Source organism: Streptomyces sp. NBC_00328 (assembly GCF_036139655.1).
Classification (GTDB): Bacteria; Actinomycetota; Actinomycetes; order Streptomycetales; family Streptomycetaceae; genus Streptomyces.
On sequence record NZ_CP108013.1, the window covers coordinates 8750702 to 8765474 of the forward strand.

The following is a 14773-nucleotide window of genomic DNA, read 5'->3' on the forward strand; positions in this document are numbered from 1 at the left end:
GGGTTCTTCAGCTCCAGGCGCTGTACGGGCCGTCGATGAGCTGGAACACCGGCTGCCGGCGCACCGGGTCCTGGGCGGTGGAGAGCTGGACGCGGTCGCCGCTGTGGATGGTGGCGGGCGAACCCATGACCCGGCCCCGGACCGTGAAGCCCTCCGCCATCTCGATCAGGGAGACGTTGCGGGCGGCCGGAGTGTTGCGGTGGATCACCGTGGAGTGGCGCACGACGCCCGTGCCCGCGCTCGCCTCCGTCCGCAGGTCGCTGCCCGCGCACACGGGACAGAGAAGACGGTTGTACATGGCGGTGGCACACCAGTGGCACCGCTGGAAGAGCAGCACGTCCCCGGCGCGTTGCGCCGAAGCGGTGTCGAGGCGTTCCACGGATCCCGCGTCGAGCACGTCCGTCGAGGCGTTCAGGCCCGGGTGAAGGGCGATTCCTGGGTAATACACGATGTCATCTCCCTGCGCTCGGACCGGAATCTGATGTGCGCGGATCGCCGTGCACGACCACAGGCTATGGCACTGAGTGCCACCCCGTAAAGTACTCCGTACCTTTCAAATGAAACTCCGTACCTCTCGTGAAGAACGGTGCTGGCGGCCGGTCCGCGCTCAGTCCCGCGCGAAGGTCGACTCGATCTCCTGGGCCACGGCCCGGGGGACCGGCATCGAAGCCGAGGTAGTGGCACTCGGTGCCCTACTGGCGGGGGACCGGGTTCCCTGACCGTCCCGGCCGGGATTCCCTGACGGTCGTGGCCGTACGTGCGCGCCGGGATCCGCGCCGGGACCGGTGCGGATCGCACCTCGGAGTGCGGGGTTCCTCATGCGGCCGTTGTGTGCTCACGGGTGAACTCCGCGCGCAGGGAGCGAAGTTGACAGCCCATAAGCAGTGATCGACTATGAGGTCGAGCCGTGGCCCACCTGACCGAGGGGTCCGGTGTTCTTCGACCGCTCACTCCCGGGACACCCGCCCCCGACCCGCCGCGTCATCGCCCCCCGGACGACGCGGTGAGAAGAGCCTCGGCACTCGTTCCCGCACGAGTGCCGAGGCTTGCTGTCTTCCTGTCGGTGCCGCGGTCAGCGGTCGTTGCAGGCCGTCGAGAATATGTCGTCGCCCGCCATGTGCCCGTTCCGATGGGCCTGCAGGGCGACGCTCACCAGGGTCAGCAGGAGATCGATGTCCGAGTCGACTTCGAGATGGATGGTCACCCAGCGGGAACCGGGCACCATGCGGATCGCCGTCGAGGTCCTGAGCTGGTCCTCGAAGCGCCGGATGGCCCGGTCGGTGAGGTGCAGGTCGACATCGTGTTCGGAATGGAAGTGGACGATCTCGCACTGCGCGGCACACAGTGCGCGTCCCGTGCCGCAGCTCGGCAGGGACTCGGCGAGGTCCGGCCAGCTGGCCAGTCGCGTCATGGCTCTGGAGGCCAAGGTCATGCGCCCATCATGACGAGCACACCTCTCGGCCACCAGAACTTGGCGCGGATGTAATCCCTCCGTCGTCGAAGAATGTCCGGTTTTCGCCTGGTAATTGACGAGGGGCTGTCCGGGTCACGCCATCCAGAAGAAGACGGCGGTCATCCGTTTGTCCTCCATGGTGGTCCCGCAGTAGCCGGTGGCGCTGTGCATCAGGTTGGCGTTGTAGAGGAGCAGCCGGTTGTAGCGGTGCGGGACGCGGATGTCCTCGACGAAGGAGTCCGGCGGGACGAACCGCGTACCGAGGGCCTCGACCAGATTGCTGTGCGGTGCGACGACGACGTTGCCGCCGAGCCGGCCCCCGGGCAGGGCCTGCCGGAAGAAGGCCGTTCCGCAGTCCTTGGGGACGTTCGGGTTCAGATAGAGCACCGCCGCGTAACGGCACAGGGCGCGGGAATCCGTGTGCGGGCGGGGCTCGCCCTCGTCCTTGCCGACGACCTGGACGCAGTTGTGGTTGAGGGTGGCGCCCGACGGGGTCGACTGCTGCCACAGCTCCCGGGCGCCGGTGGCCTTCCTCACCACCCGCTCCACACACGCCAGTTCGTCCTGCTCCAGTCCCGGCATCGTCCGCAGTCCCGGCCAGCTCTCCGAGGTGTACGGATGGCCCTTGGCCCAGTCGTCCCTTCCGAGGCACCGGGCTCGTACGGCATCCGGGTCGGGCAGCACGTCGTCGAAGACCCAGTAGTCCCGGTCGCGCGTGGGCTTCCGGTACGGCAGGACCGGCAACGCCGGTGGCAGGGGAGGTTGTGGGGGCATGCGGCCGACCCTATGGACGGGTCCGTCAGTGATCTCCAGGGAACTGGTCAACCTTCCGCCAACTCGGTTCATGGATTGGCCAAGGCCGGCAGCCCGGCGTCCGTGCGAGGAAGTGCGCACGACCCGCGACGTCAACGCCGTCCGAGAACAACCGAGTTCACCCTTCCACGGCAGGGGTGACCCGTCGGTGATCACTGAGGAGCGGGGGCGGTGAACGTCCCGGCCCGCGCCCGCGTATCACTGCACAGGGACGGCGGGAGACCGCGTGGACGGAAGGAGAGCAGTGTGCCGACACGGCCCGAACGCGGGAGGTCCACCGGGCGCTCCGTGATCGAACCCACGCGCGTCGAGCGCAGCCGCCGCTCGGAGTCCCTGGCGGAGCTGCTCCGGCAGGTGCGCGAGAAGGAGGGGATGACCGACGCGGACGACGACTTCGGTCCGGTCTTTGAGCCGACACCCCCCGTACGGCTCCTGCCCGTCCTGGTGGAGGAGGACGAGACCGAGGAACTTCCCCCGGTCCCGGGAGGCGAGGACTACACGGCCGACACTCCGCAGGTGTACGCGGCCGACCCGGCCGAGGGGACATCTTCCGGAGGCGGACGCCCGCACGAGAAGAGGCCCGGAGGCGCCCACGGCCCGGCTCGTGGCGCGGGCCTGCGCCGGGCCGCGATCACGCTGGCCATCACGGCGGCGGGCCTTACCGGCTTCGCCCTCGCGCTCCTGGTGCCGGGCGGGGCCCCGGGGGACGCGTCCGGGGCGGCAGGAGGGCACTCCCCGACGGCACCGGCCGACCGGGCAGCGGACGGGGCCTCCGATCCGGACGGCGCCGGCACGCTCCGGGAGGGTGACAGCGGCCCCGAGGTGACCGCTCTTCAGCAACGCCTGCTCCGTATCCCGAACGTGTACGACCACGGCAGCACCGGCGGCACCTACGACGCCGCGCTCACGGCCGCCGTCGCCCGCTTCCAGCTCTGGTACGGCATCCGGGGCGACGAGTCCGGCGTCTACGGCAACGACACCCGGGCCGACCTGGAATCCAGGACGGCGGCCCCCTGAGACGGCCGAGGCGGCCGGCGCGGTGACGCTCGCTCCCTCCGCCCCGGCCCCCCTATACCCGCCGCCCCCGGGCACGGCCGACAGCCGCCCCGCCGAAGGCGCTCCCGACGACCGCCGCTCCGACGACGAGGTCGGCGCGGTCCCGGGTCGCGGCGACCAGCTCGGCGTTGCGCTGATCCGTTCCGAGCACCCACGCCACCGCCGTGTCGTGGTCCTTCCCGAACTCCTCGTGGCGCGCGACCAGCCGCCGGACACGGTCGGCCTCGTCGAGCTCGCAGAACCACACCTCGTCCAGCTGCGCCCGGGCCCGCGCCCACGCCTCCTCGCGCAGCAGCAGGTAGTTCCCCTCGGTGACGATCAGACGCGCGGCCCGGGGAACCGCGAGGGCTCCCGCCAGGGGCTGTTCGAGGACCCGCTCGAAGCCGGGCGCGTAGACGAGCTCCTCCTCGTCCTCGCGCAGCCTGCGCAGCAGCGCCGCGTACCCCGCCGCGTCGAACGTGTCCGGAGCCCCCTTCCGGTCCCGGCGCCCCAGCCGGTCCAGCTCGGCGTCCGCGAGATGGAACCCGTCCATGGGCACGTGCGCGACACGGAAGGGCCCGACCTCGTCGAGCCGCCTGACCAGTCGCTCGGCGAGCGTCGTCTTGCCCGCCCCGGGGCTGCCGGCGATCCCGAGAAGGGCGCGCCGGCCGGGCCGTACGAGCGCGGCGGCCCGTTCCACCAGGTCGTCGAAGGACGGACTCACCTCGGTCATTCGAGCCCGGACAAAGGCGCGGGGGCAGCGGTCTCCATGCCCTCCAGTATCGGCGACGCGGGGCGCGGGGGAAGTCCCGTACCGGACGGGCCGGATCGCCGGGAAGGACAGGGAAGGGCAGGGAAGAGCAGGGAACAGCGGCGACGGTTCCTGAGCCAGGGCGGTGATGTGGCGCTCGCCACCCGGTGGAGACGGTTCCCGGGGGCAGACTCCTCGTATGACTGAGCTCGGCCTGCCGAAACAGATCCTGGCCTGCCTCTTCGACCTCGACGGGGTCATCACCAGAACCGCGGTGGTCCACGCGGCCGCCTGGAAGCGGACGTTCGACGACTTCCTGCGAGGACGCGACGGCGACGGATTCCGTCCCTTCGACGACGCCGACTACGCCGCGTACGTGGACGGCCTGCCCCGAGCCGACGGCGTACGGTCCTTCCTTGCCTCACGCGGCGTCGAACTCCCCGACGGAACCCCCGACGACCCGCCGGACCGGGCCACCGTCCACGGACTCGGCAACCGCAAGAACGACCTGCTTCTCGACATGATCCGCAACGACGGGGTCGAGGCCTACGACGGCACGCTGCGCTACATCGAGGCGGTCCGGGCGCACGGACTGCGGACCGCCGTCGTCTCCTCCAGCGCCAACTGCCGGGACGTCCTGCGCTCGGTGGGGGCGGAGGCCCTCTTCGACGTACGCATCGACGGCGTCGTCGCCGCCGAACGGCGGCTCCCGGGCAAGCCGCGGCCCGACACCTTCCTCGCCGCGGCCAAGGACCTCGACGTCGAGCCGTCCGAGGCGGCCGTCTTCGAGGACGCGCTCGCCGGCATGGACGCGGGCCGCTCGGGCCACTTCGGGTACGTCGTCGGCGTGGACCGCGTGGGCCAGAGCGCCGCCCTGCGCGCCCACGGCGCCGACATCGTCGTACAGGATCTCGACGAACTGGGGGAGCGCGCGTGATCACTCATTCCTCGTACGGAGTCGAGCCCTGGAGCCTGCGCGAGAGCGAGCTGCACCTCGGACTGCTGCCGCAGAGCGAGTCCGTGTTCGCCCTCGCCAACGGCCACATCGGCTGGCGCGGCAACCTCGACGAGGGCGAACCCCACGGTCTTCCCGGCACCTACCTGGGTGGCGTCCACGAAACACACCCGCTGCCCTACGCCGAGGCGGGCTACGGCTATCCGGAGTCCGGGCAGACCGTCATCAACGTCACCAACGGCAAACTCGTCCGGCTGCTCGTCGACGACGAACCGTTCGACCTGCGTTACGGACGGCTGCGCTCCCACGAGCGCGTCCTCGACCTGCGCACCGGGCTCCTCACCCGCACCTGCGAGTGGACCTCACCGGCCGGTTCCACGGTCCGGGTGCGCTCCACCCGGCTCGTCTCCTTCACCCAGCGGGCGATCGCGGCCGTCGCCTACGAGGTGGAGGCCGTCGACAGCCGGATCAGAGTGGTCGTCCAGTCGGAGCTGGTCGCCAACGAGCAACTGCCCGGCCGCGACGGCGACCCGCGGGCGGCGATCGCCCTGGAGTCGCCGCTGGAGCCGGAGGAGCACTTCGCGGCGGGAGGCCGGCTGCGGCTCGTGCACCGCACCCGGCGCAGCGCCCTGCGGGTCGCGGCGGCCGCCGACCACACGGTCAGCGGCCCCGACAGGACCACCCTGAGCGGCGAGAGCAGCGACGACCTCGCCCGCCTCACCGTCACCTCCGTGCTGGAGCCGGGCCACACCCTGCGCCTGGAGAAGGTCGTCTCCTACGGCTGGTCCGGCAACCGCTCCCTGCCCGCCCTGCGCGACCAGGTCGACGCGGCCCTCGCCGCCGCCCGGCACAGCGGCTGGCACCGGCTCGTCGACGAACAGCACGCCTACCTCGACGACTTCTGGGCACGCGCCGACGTCGAGGTGGACGGCGACGAGGAGATCCAGCAGGCCGTCCGCTTCGCCCTCTTCCACGTGCTCCAGGCAGGCGCCCGCGCCGAACAGCGCGCCATACCCGCCAAGGGCCTGACCGGCTCCGGATACGACGGCCACGCCTTCTGGGACACCGAGACCTTCGTCCTGCCGCTGCTCACCTACACCGCCCCGGGCGCCGTCGCCGAGGCGCTGCGCTGGCGCCAGAGCACCCTCCCGGCGGCGCGCGAACGGGCCGTCCAACTCGGCCTGCGGGGAGCCGCGTTCCCGTGGCGGACCATAGCGGGATCGGAGGGCTCGGCGTACTGGCCGGCGGGCACCGCCGCGTTCCATGTGAACGCCGACATCGCCGACGCCGTCGTCCGCTACACCGCCGCCACGGGCGACACCCGTTTCGAACGCGACACCGGCGTCGAGCTGCTGACCGAGACGGCGCGGCTGTGGCGCTCCCTGGGACACCACGACCACCAGGGGAGGTTCCACATCGACGGGGTGACGGGGCCCGACGAATACAGCGCCGTCGCCGACGACAACACGTACACCAACCTGATGGCCCGCGCGAACCTGCTGGCCGCCGCCGACGCCGTCGAGCGGCACCCCCGGCGGGCCGCGGAACTCGGCGTCGACGAGGAGGAGAGCGCGGCCTGGCGCGACGCCGCCGACGCCATGCACATCCCCTACAACCACGAACTCGGCGTCCACGAACAGAACGCCGGATTCACCCGCTATCAGCGCTGGGACTTCACCTCCACCCGCCCCGACCAGTACCCGCTGATGCTGCACTTCCCCTATTTCGACATCTACCGCAAGCAGGTCGTCAAGCAGGCCGACCTGGTGCTCGCCCTCTACAAGTGCAGCCCGTTCTTCGACGAGGAGCACAAGGCCCGCAACTTCGCCTACTACGAACCCCTCACCGTCCGCGACTCCTCCCTGTCGGCCTGCTGCCAGGCCGTGATCGCCGCCGAGACCGGTCATCCGGGCCTCGCCTACGACTATCTCGTCGAGGCCGCCCTGATGGATCTTCAGGACCTGGAGCACAACACCCGGGACGGCCTGCACATCGCGTCGCTCGCCGGCACCTGGACGGCTCTGGTCGCCGGTTTCGGCGGGCTGCGCCACCACGGGGACACCCTGGAGTTCGCGCCCCGGCTGCCGGAACGGCTCAGCCGGCTCGCCTTCTCCCTCCAGGTCCTCGGACACCGGCTGCGCGTGGAGATCGGGCAGGACGTCGCCACCTACACGCTCGCGTCCGGCGGCCCGCTGGAGATCCGCCACCACCGCGAGACCCTCACCGTCGACGCCGACAAGCCCCGCAGCCTGCCGATCCCGGCGCAGAGGCTGCGCCCCGCCCCTGACCAGCCGCGGCACCGGAGGCCGAACTCCCGGGGGTGAGGCGCGGCGCGGGCCCCCGGCGGGTCAGTCGCGGCCGACGGAAGGCGCGATGTCCTCGTGCCGCTCCAGGGGCGCCACGCCGGGTGCGGCGGCCCGAGCGGCGGCCCTGGTGGTGGGCTTGCCGCAGAACGCGGGCTCCAGGGCGCGGTACATGGTGTTGAGCACGGCGGTGTTGTTGGAGGTGTTGGCCAGGGCGGTGAGGCTGCGCTTGCCGTCCTTCGTGGTGAAGGCGTACGTGTAGTAGCCCTGCACGGTGCCGGTGTGCCCGTAGACCGAGATCCCGCACGACAGCTCGCGGCGGCGCAGGCCGAGGCCGTAGGACGTGGTGCTGTTGACCCGCGTCCACTTCGTCATCTGGGTGAGCCGGGCGGCGGACACGAGCTTGCCGCGCAGCAGCGCGGAGAAGAAGGTGTCCAGGTCGTGCGGCGTGGAGATGACGGCGCCCGCGCTCTGTGCCCAGGAGGCCGTCTGCTCGGTGGAGTCGACCAGCGCCGCCCCCGCCGTGTCGGGCGTGAGGTAGCCGTTGGCGTGGCGGCCCGGGATCGCGGTGTCGGGGTGGACGTAGAAGGTGCCGGTCAGGTTCAGCGGGGTGAAGATGCGCTTCCGGTACTCGGTGGCGACGGTGTGCCCGGTCAGCTTCTCGATCAGCATGCCCGCGACGACGAAGTTGGTGTTCGAGTACGAGTAGGCGGCCCCCGGCGCGTTGGTGCGCGGTTTGGCCAGCGACAGTTTCACCAGGTCGCGGTAGCCGAAGACCTTGTTGCGGACCGTTTCGAAGCCGGAGACGGACCGGGCGAACATGTCGTTGGTGTAGTCGTACAGACCGCTGCGATGGCTCAGCAGGTGCCGCACGGTGATCCTGTCGTCGGGCAGCAGGCCCGGCAGATAGGTGTTGACCGGCTTGTCGAGATTCAGTCTGCCCTCGTCGACGAGCTGGAGCAGCACCACGGCGGAGAAGGACTTGGTGACGCTGCCGACGCGGAACCGGTCGTCGGTGCTGATGGTCCGGCCGGTGGCGCGGTCGTCGACCCCCTCGACGAGCCGGTGCACCGTGCCGTTGTCGTCGATTCTCGCCATCGCGCCGGGTGCTCCCTGACCGCGTGCCGTACGCAGGATCGCCCGCAGGCCCGCCTCGTCGGGCGCCGCGGTGGCGGCCACCACGGTCCGTTCGCCGCCGGAGCGGTGCGTGCCCGCCGGCGCCACGGCCTGTGCCGGGGCCGCCAGCAGGGACACCACGACCGCGCCCAGCGCCGTCCCCGTAACCGCCGTTGCTGAGACCATCTTCTTCTCCCGAGTGCCATCTGCCGGTTCGACGTCCCGGCCCCGACCGCGCCGCGGACGCGGGCGACGGCACCATCTGTACGCGCTGACGGGGCGCGCGGGTTGCAACGCCATGGGGATGCAGCGGAAACGGGGCGACGGAATCGGCGAATTGGCCGAAAGCCGTGCGCCGGGCCCACTCAGTCGTACACCAGACAGGAAGTGCCGGACGGGCCCGGGGCGCTGACGCCGGTTCAGCCGCCGAAGAGCTGGGTCCAGTACGTGCCCGCCCTGCTGCCGCCGGCCAGGCCGATGCCTATGTGGGTGAAGTCCCGCTTGAGGATGTTGGCGCGATGGCCGGGACTGTCCATCCAGCCCCGGACCACCTCGGCGGGGGAGCGCTGTCCGCAGGCGATGTTCTCGCCGACGGCGCGGTGGACGGAGCCCGCCGCGGCGGCGCGGTCCCACGGCCTGCTCCCCTCGGGGGAGGTGTGAGCGTAGAAGTCGCGGGCCACCATGTCGGCGCTGTGGGCCTGGGCCGCGGCGGTGAGCGTCGCGTCGGCGGCGAGGGGCGGCAGCCCGGCCGAGGCCCTTTCGGTATTGGTGAGCGCGATGACCTCGCGTGTCGTCCGGTCCAGGCCCGCCGGGCTGAACGGCCGGGCCCACAGCGCCGTCCAGTACAGGTCGCCCGTGCGGGCGTCGGGGACGCCGGCCACTCCCGCCTGGTCGAAGGCGGGATCGCACAGCGTGCGCCGTGACGGCTCGGCGGAGAGGCAGTACTCGACGAATTCGTGCGGGGTGCGCGGGCCGGAGACCAGATGCTCGCCGATGGTCAGGTACACGTAGCCGGCCGAGACGACGCGCTGGTAGACGGAGACGCCGTCAGGGCCCTCCGAGGCGAGCGTGCCGCGAGCCGCCATGGCGGCGGCGTGACCGCGCGCGGCGGCGGTCAGCCGGGAGTCGAGGCGGACGGGCGGGGAACCGGCGGCGGCGCGCGCGGAGTTCACCGGTCCCAGGAATCCGTCGGGGTCGGGGCCGCCTCCGGACGCCCCCGGCGATCCGCCTCGGGCAGGCGCGCCGCCCGACGGCGCGCCGTCCTCGGTGACATCGACCCCGAAATCCCGCGCGACGCCCGCCAGTCCGTCGGCGTACCCCTGCCCGAGGGCACGGAGTTTCCAGGCCGTACCGCGCCGGTACAGCTCGGCGAGCAGCAGCACGGTCTCCCGCTCCGGCCGGGGCGGGGTGAACCGGGCGAGGACGCGGCCGTCCGCCGAGGTGACCTGAATCGTGGGGGAGGGCAGCCGTCCCAGGGGAGTCGTGGGAGCGGTGGGGCTGACGACGACGGTGACGCGGGACGCTCCGGTCCTCAGCCGCGGCGGATCGACGGTGAGCCGGCCGCCGTCGAGACGGACACCGGGTGCGGCCGGCTGGTTGTAGAACACGAAGTCGCCGTCGCCGCGCACCTTGCCGCTGTCGTCGGTGATGAGCGCGGACACGTCGAAGGGGCCGGGGACCCTGAGGGTCAGGGTCCCGTCCGGCAGGGGCGTGTTGCCCCCGGGAACCAGCTCGCTCATGCCGCCGCCCGTCGAGGTCGTGATCCGTGCCCCCCGCGCCAGGGATGCGGAGCACGGGCCGTCGACCGCTCAACGGACCGCCTGTGGCCTACGGTTCCCGCGACCGGCGCGGGACCTGGCCGGGATCGCCCTTGACGGGAGCGAGGGGTGGGCGGAGCGACCCGGAGGGTACCGCCGAGCGCAGGGAGCGCAGGGCGAGCAGCATGACGCCGATGTCGTCCAGGTAGACGGGGTCGGGCAGCAGGTCGGTCGGCAGCACGAGATAGGCGACGGCGCCCCAGAACACCCAGCGGGATCCGGTCGGCAGTCCGGCCCGCCGCAGGTCACGGCGGGCGCGTACGAGCCGGAGCAGGAGCACCAGCGCCACCGCGAGCGCGGCGGCCGCGAGTACGGCGACGATGACGAGGACCACGGTCCACGAGGTCGAATCCATGTGTCCGTCCAGAGATGTCGTCGGGCGCGCTTCCCTCCCGTGTGCCCGCTCACGCCCAGGCTAGTGCCGCCTGGCAGCGCCGTCCGGGCACGCGTTCTCTCACCGCCGGGTGTCGCGGCGGCAGATGACGAAGTCGTCGAACACATGCCGGCCGGGACGTGAGCCGACGGACTCGACGGCCCGTCGGACGTCCATGAGCTGATCCGTGGTCATCTGGAGCGGTGGCTCGTCGGGCTGGTAGGTGGTGCGCACGGGGTAGTCCCGTCCCGGTTCCCGGGTCATCTCGATGTGGCAGCCGAGTACGTGGGTGACGGGGCGGCGCCCGCAGAAGTCGATGAGCCGGTCGACGGTGCGGGTGAAGGCCGGCCAGTCCTCGACGTACAGGCGTCCGGGATAGACCGTGTCGCCCGTGAGCAGGACCCCGGTCCAGGGGTCGAAGAACGTCACCGCGGCCTCGTGGTGCCCGGGTGTGGCCAGGCATTCCAGCACCCGGCCGCCGAGGTCGACCCGCGCGACGGCGTCGGGATCGTCGTGGAACCCGAAGAAGTCCCAGGCGCTGTCCAGGGCCGCGTCCACGACCTCGGTGCCGGGACGGCCGGTGAACTGGCCGTCCCCGGCGATGTGGTCGCCGTGCGGATGGGTGTGCAGCACCAGCAGCCCGTAGTCGTCACGGGGGTGCGCGGCCAGCCAGGAGTCCATCAGCTCGTCGACGACCCGGCGCAGCGGGAAGTGGTCGGCCGAGGCCGTGGCGCCCGTGTCGATCAGGACGGCTCGCGCGGTCCCGAACAGCAGGAACATGAAGGGCGCTTCGTAGTCGATCGCCATGTTCTGGCGAAGGATCACCGTGTGCGCGTCGTAGGCGTGGACCTGGATGTCGGGGTCCGTGTTGTGCTTGGCCGAGGGCGAGCCGTGGATCCACCGCACGTCGAGCGGTGCGGCCGCCGCGGAATCGTCGCCTCCGGGAGTTCCGTCGGTCTGCTGCCCGGCACTGTCCACGCTGTCTCCCTCGGACTCGGTCCTGCCGGGCCACGGCAGGGCCCGGGACCTCAGTTTCGCGGGTGGGCGTGGTCGATGAGCGCCTGGGACACCGCACGGATGCTCCGGGCGATGTGCTGGAGCTGCATCACCTCGGCAGCGTACATCTTGATGGAGTGCTCGATCACACTCTCCTGGACGCCCAGGCCGGGCAGCTCGGAGCGGGCGGTCTGCAGCGCCGTACGGGCGACCCGTATCTCCTGCTGCACCTGAAGGTGCGCGTGGCGGGCGAGCAGGACGGGGTGCTTGTGCAGGACGGGGTAGCTCGCGTAGCGGCTCGGCACCAGCTCGCGCAGCCATTTCACCGCCGATCGCTCCCAGTCGAAGCTGCCGGGGGTCTTGACCTGGCACGGCCAGTCCGAGGTGATCGGTGAGTACGTCAGGGCCATGTTCATCGCTTCCGGATTACGTCGGCGGGGGACTCTGGGGGCGGCCCCGGCATAGGGGGACCGGGGCCGCCACCACGGGTCTCGCAGGCGAGACCCGCTCGAACACCCGGGACCCGATGCGGGTAGGAGCGGACGGCCCCCGGTGTTCATGGGTCGTGACCTGGAATCCTCCGGGGCACGATCCGAAAGAAGTATTTATATATGCCGCCAGAAGCGCAAGGACATGAAAACATTCATGCGTGCTTTGTTGTGAATGATCCCGTGATGCCGTGGTGAGAGCGGGTACGGGAGAGGCCGCCGCGTGGGGCCGGAGCCCCTCCTCGTGACAGCGGGGACTTCCTCCGCCGATGCCGGGGCCGAGGCGGGCCCAGGCCGGGGGGTCAGTCCCGCAGGAAGAACTGGTGCTGCTCGGCGACCTGCTCGTACTCCTCCAGGCGCGCCTGGGTGCGCTCGGGATCGGCGTCGGTCATGGCCTGGAGCAAGGCCGCCGACAGCACCACGGGCGCCGCGTAGGAGTCGAAGACGAGCCGGGAACCGGTCCCGGTGGCGAAGGTCACGTCGGCCTCGTCGGCCAGCGGGCCCAGCCCGAGGTCGGTGACCAGGGCCACCCGCAGGCCCGCGCTGCGCGCGACCCGCATGGCCGTGAGCGTCTCCTGGGCGTGCCGGGGCATCCCGAAGGCCAGGACCCACGTGCCGCCCGCCTCTCGCGACTGGAGCAGCGCGTCGTAGGCGACCGAGCCGCCGCGGGTCACCACCCGCACGTCCGGGTGGATGCGGCGGGCCGCGTAGGCGAAGTACTCGGCCAGCGAGCCGGAGATCCGCAGCCCGAGGACGGTCAGCGGCGCCGACTCCGACAGGGCCCGGCCGATGCGGATGATCTGGTCGGGATCGGTGAAGTCCCGCCGCAGGTTCTCCAGGTTCTCGATCTCGGCGTCCACCGCGGCCTGGAGCTCGTTGCTCGTGACCTCGGCGGGGGTTCCCGGTGTGCTGCTGCCCAGGGTGCTGAGCGCGAGGGCCTGGAGGTTCTCGCGCAGGGCGGGGTAACCGCTGAAGCCCACGGCCGCCGCGAAACGGGTCACGGAGGGCTGGCTCACCCCCGCCCGCTCGGCGAGGTCGGTGATCGACAGGAACGCGGCCTCGGTGAGGTGCTCGATCAGGTACTGGGCGATGCGCCGCTGGCCGGGGGAGAGCCGGGGTCCGTCGAAGAGCTCCCTGAGCTGGGACGTGGGCGCCACGCCCGCCTCGGGTGCCGTCTTTCCCGAGGTGATCGCGGATGCCTGGGCGCGTGCCTGCTGCGGCGATGGCACCGATGCGCCTCCTTCATGTCCCACGAGAACTCAACATAGCTCACGGACCTTTCTGACCTGGGCCGGTATGGACGCAACCAATGCGTGCGTTCCTCGTTTCGCGCCGGATCACGGGGTACTCGCACACCTGTCACGACGTGCTCGTTCGCGGGCGCGCGTGCCTGTTCGCCGACGCGAGGGAGAGGGTTTTCATGAGCGTGCAACAACTGCCCGCGTCAACGGTTCACGTGATGCTCGGGGACTGTTCCGCGGCCGACGCCAAAAGCGTGCTCGGTGTCCTGTGCGGCCGCTTCGCCGCGGACCGGGAAGGGGCGGACCAGCCCCACGAGTCCGAGAGCGGCAGGCCGACGGTGTGGACCGTGCTGTTCGACACCGCCGGTGATCCCAGCGGCAGGGCGGGGCCTGTCGTGGAACTTTCGGGGCAGCCGATCGTGGAGGCACAGGGCGGCCCCCAGGCGACACAGCGTCTGCGGGAGGTCCTCGGTGCCGCCTTCTCCGTGCACGAGCTGGGCACGGAGGCCGGTGACCAGGAGGTTCAGATGAGGCTGCGGCTGGATTCGAGTACGGCGCACGAGACGCGGTCCGCGTGAACGCCGGGTCGGTGGCCCGCGACGGAGAGATCGGCGCCCGCCGTGCGGCGACCGGCTCAGCGCGTGAGGGCGCGGCCCGGGCGGGGCTGGTCGCCCGTGGGGTGATCTACGTCCTGGTCGGCCTGCTGGCCCTGCGTATCGCCTTCGGCGACAGCGGCGGGCGGCAGGCGGACCGGAGCGGCGCCCTTCAGGAGATCGCCGCGAAACCGTTCGGCGCGGCCCTGCTGTGGGCTCTCGGCGCCGGGCTCGTGGGCATGGCGCTGTGGCGGCTGTCCGAGGCGTTGTTCGGCGCCGCCGGACAGGACGGCGGCAAGGCGGGCAAGCGCCTGATGTCGGCCGGGCGGTGCGTGTTCTACGGATTCGTCGCGTACTCCGTGCTGGCCTTCGCGGCCGGCTCGCGCGGCAGCGGTTCGGGCGACCGGCAGTCCCAGGACGTCACGGCCAAGGCGCTGGGCATACCCGGTGGCCAGTGGATCGTCGGTGCCGCCGGGGCGGGTCTGGTCGTCGCGGGCGTCTGGATCGCCGTACGGGCCGTGATGCGCAAGTACCACAAGCACCTCAAGCTCGGTGAGATGTCGCGGCGGGTCCGCGGGGCCGTCGACACGACGGGAGTCGGCGGCGGGGCCGCGCGCGGTGTGGTGTTCGCGGCGGCGGGTGCCTTCGCGGTCCGGGCCGCCGTGGAGTACCGGCCCGACCAGGCCAAGGGGATGGACGGCACGCTGCGGTCCTTCGCCGGAACGCCGATGGGACCGTGGCTGCTGGCCTGCGTCGCCGCCGGCCTCGTCCTGTTCGGGCTGTTCTCGTTCGCGATGGCACGGTGGCGCAGGGTGTGAGGCACCGGACGGGGCCGGGTC

At 71.6% G+C, this 14773-nt stretch carries 15 protein-coding genes; 5 read left to right on the forward strand and 10 right to left on the reverse strand.

Annotation, left to right across the window (positions count from 1 at the left end; all coding sequences use genetic code 11):
* Nucleotides 1-7: 7 nt before the first annotated feature.
* From OG485_RS38335 to OG485_RS38345, 3 genes are all read right to left on the reverse strand, one after another.
* Nucleotides 8-379, reverse strand: coding sequence for a Zn-ribbon domain-containing OB-fold protein (locus OG485_RS38335; protein ID WP_392973043.1), 372 nt, complete (start codon nt 377-379; stop codon nt 8-10).
* 693 nt (nt 380-1072) lie between these two features.
* Nucleotides 1073-1432, reverse strand: coding sequence for a luciferase domain-containing protein (locus tag OG485_RS38340; protein ID WP_328673218.1), 360 nt, complete (start codon nt 1430-1432; stop codon nt 1073-1075).
* A 114-nt stretch (nt 1433-1546) separates the two neighbouring features.
* On the reverse strand, nt 1547-2227 hold the full coding sequence (locus tag OG485_RS38345) for a DUF6445 family protein (protein ID WP_328673219.1): 681 nt from the start codon (nt 2225-2227) through the stop codon (nt 1547-1549).
* A gap of 327 nt (nt 2228-2554) precedes the next feature.
* On the opposite strand from OG485_RS38345, the gene OG485_RS38350 reads away from it, so the two are divergent.
* Nucleotides 2555-3283: a peptidoglycan-binding domain-containing protein gene (locus OG485_RS38350; RefSeq protein ID WP_328673220.1), complete on the forward strand. Its 729-nt coding sequence runs from the start codon at nt 2555-2557 to the stop codon at nt 3281-3283.
* Between the two features lie 52 nt (nt 3284-3335).
* Here OG485_RS38350 and OG485_RS38355 read toward each other — a convergent pair whose 3' ends face one another.
* Nucleotides 3336-4025, reverse strand: a complete 690-nt coding sequence (locus tag OG485_RS38355) for a nucleoside/nucleotide kinase family protein (RefSeq protein WP_328674807.1) — start codon at nt 4023-4025, stop codon at nt 3336-3338.
* 226 nt (nt 4026-4251) lie between these two features.
* On the opposite strand from OG485_RS38355, the gene OG485_RS38360 reads away from it, so the two are divergent.
* On the forward strand, nt 4252-4989 hold the full coding sequence (locus tag OG485_RS38360; protein ID WP_328673221.1) for an HAD family hydrolase: 738 nt from the start codon (nt 4252-4254) through the stop codon (nt 4987-4989).
* Nucleotides 4986-7331 (forward strand): glycoside hydrolase family 65 protein, encoded by a 2346-nt coding sequence (locus OG485_RS38365; RefSeq protein ID WP_328673222.1) that lies wholly within the window; start codon nt 4986-4988, stop codon nt 7329-7331. The genes OG485_RS38360 and OG485_RS38365 overlap by 4 nt, the downstream gene beginning before the upstream one ends.
* A 24-nt stretch (nt 7332-7355) precedes the next feature.
* Here OG485_RS38365 and OG485_RS38370 read toward each other — a convergent pair whose 3' ends face one another.
* The 6 genes from OG485_RS38370 to OG485_RS38395 form a co-directional block, all read right to left on the reverse strand.
* A complete protein-coding gene (locus OG485_RS38370; protein WP_328673223.1) occupies nt 7356-8612 on the reverse strand; it encodes a serine hydrolase domain-containing protein in 1257 nt (418 codons plus the stop codon).
* Nucleotides 8613-8845: 233 nt separating this feature from the next.
* Nucleotides 8846-10165, reverse strand: a complete 1320-nt coding sequence (locus OG485_RS38375; RefSeq protein ID WP_328673224.1) for a CAP domain-containing protein — start codon at nt 10163-10165, stop codon at nt 8846-8848.
* 88 nt (nt 10166-10253) lie between these two features.
* Complete coding sequence (locus OG485_RS38380) at nt 10254-10598, reverse strand: YkvA family protein (protein WP_328673225.1); 345 nt, start codon at nt 10596-10598, stop codon at nt 10254-10256.
* Between the two features lie 99 nt (nt 10599-10697).
* Nucleotides 10698-11594, reverse strand: coding sequence for an MBL fold metallo-hydrolase (locus tag OG485_RS38385; protein ID WP_328673226.1), 897 nt, complete (start codon nt 11592-11594; stop codon nt 10698-10700).
* A gap of 50 nt (nt 11595-11644) precedes the next feature.
* Entirely contained in the window at nt 11645-12028 is a 384-nt protein-coding gene (locus tag OG485_RS38390; protein ID WP_443048853.1) for a hypothetical protein, read from the reverse strand.
* Between the two features lie 374 nt (nt 12029-12402).
* On the reverse strand, nt 12403-13329 hold the full coding sequence (locus OG485_RS38395) for a MurR/RpiR family transcriptional regulator (RefSeq protein ID WP_328673227.1): 927 nt from the start codon (nt 13327-13329) through the stop codon (nt 12403-12405).
* 191 nt (nt 13330-13520) lie between these two features.
* On the opposite strand from OG485_RS38395, the gene OG485_RS38400 reads away from it, so the two are divergent.
* Both OG485_RS38400 and OG485_RS38405 read left to right on the forward strand, forming a co-directional pair.
* Nucleotides 13521-13919 (forward strand): hypothetical protein, encoded by a 399-nt coding sequence (locus OG485_RS38400; RefSeq protein WP_328673228.1) that lies wholly within the window; start codon nt 13521-13523, stop codon nt 13917-13919.
* Nucleotides 13916-14752 carry a DUF1206 domain-containing protein gene (locus tag OG485_RS38405; protein WP_328673229.1) on the forward strand — a complete coding sequence of 279 codons (837 nt, stop codon included), beginning with the start codon at nt 13916-13918 and terminating at the stop codon, nt 14750-14752. The genes OG485_RS38400 and OG485_RS38405 overlap by 4 nt, the downstream gene beginning before the upstream one ends.
* Nucleotides 14753-14773: the final 21 nt, after the last annotated feature.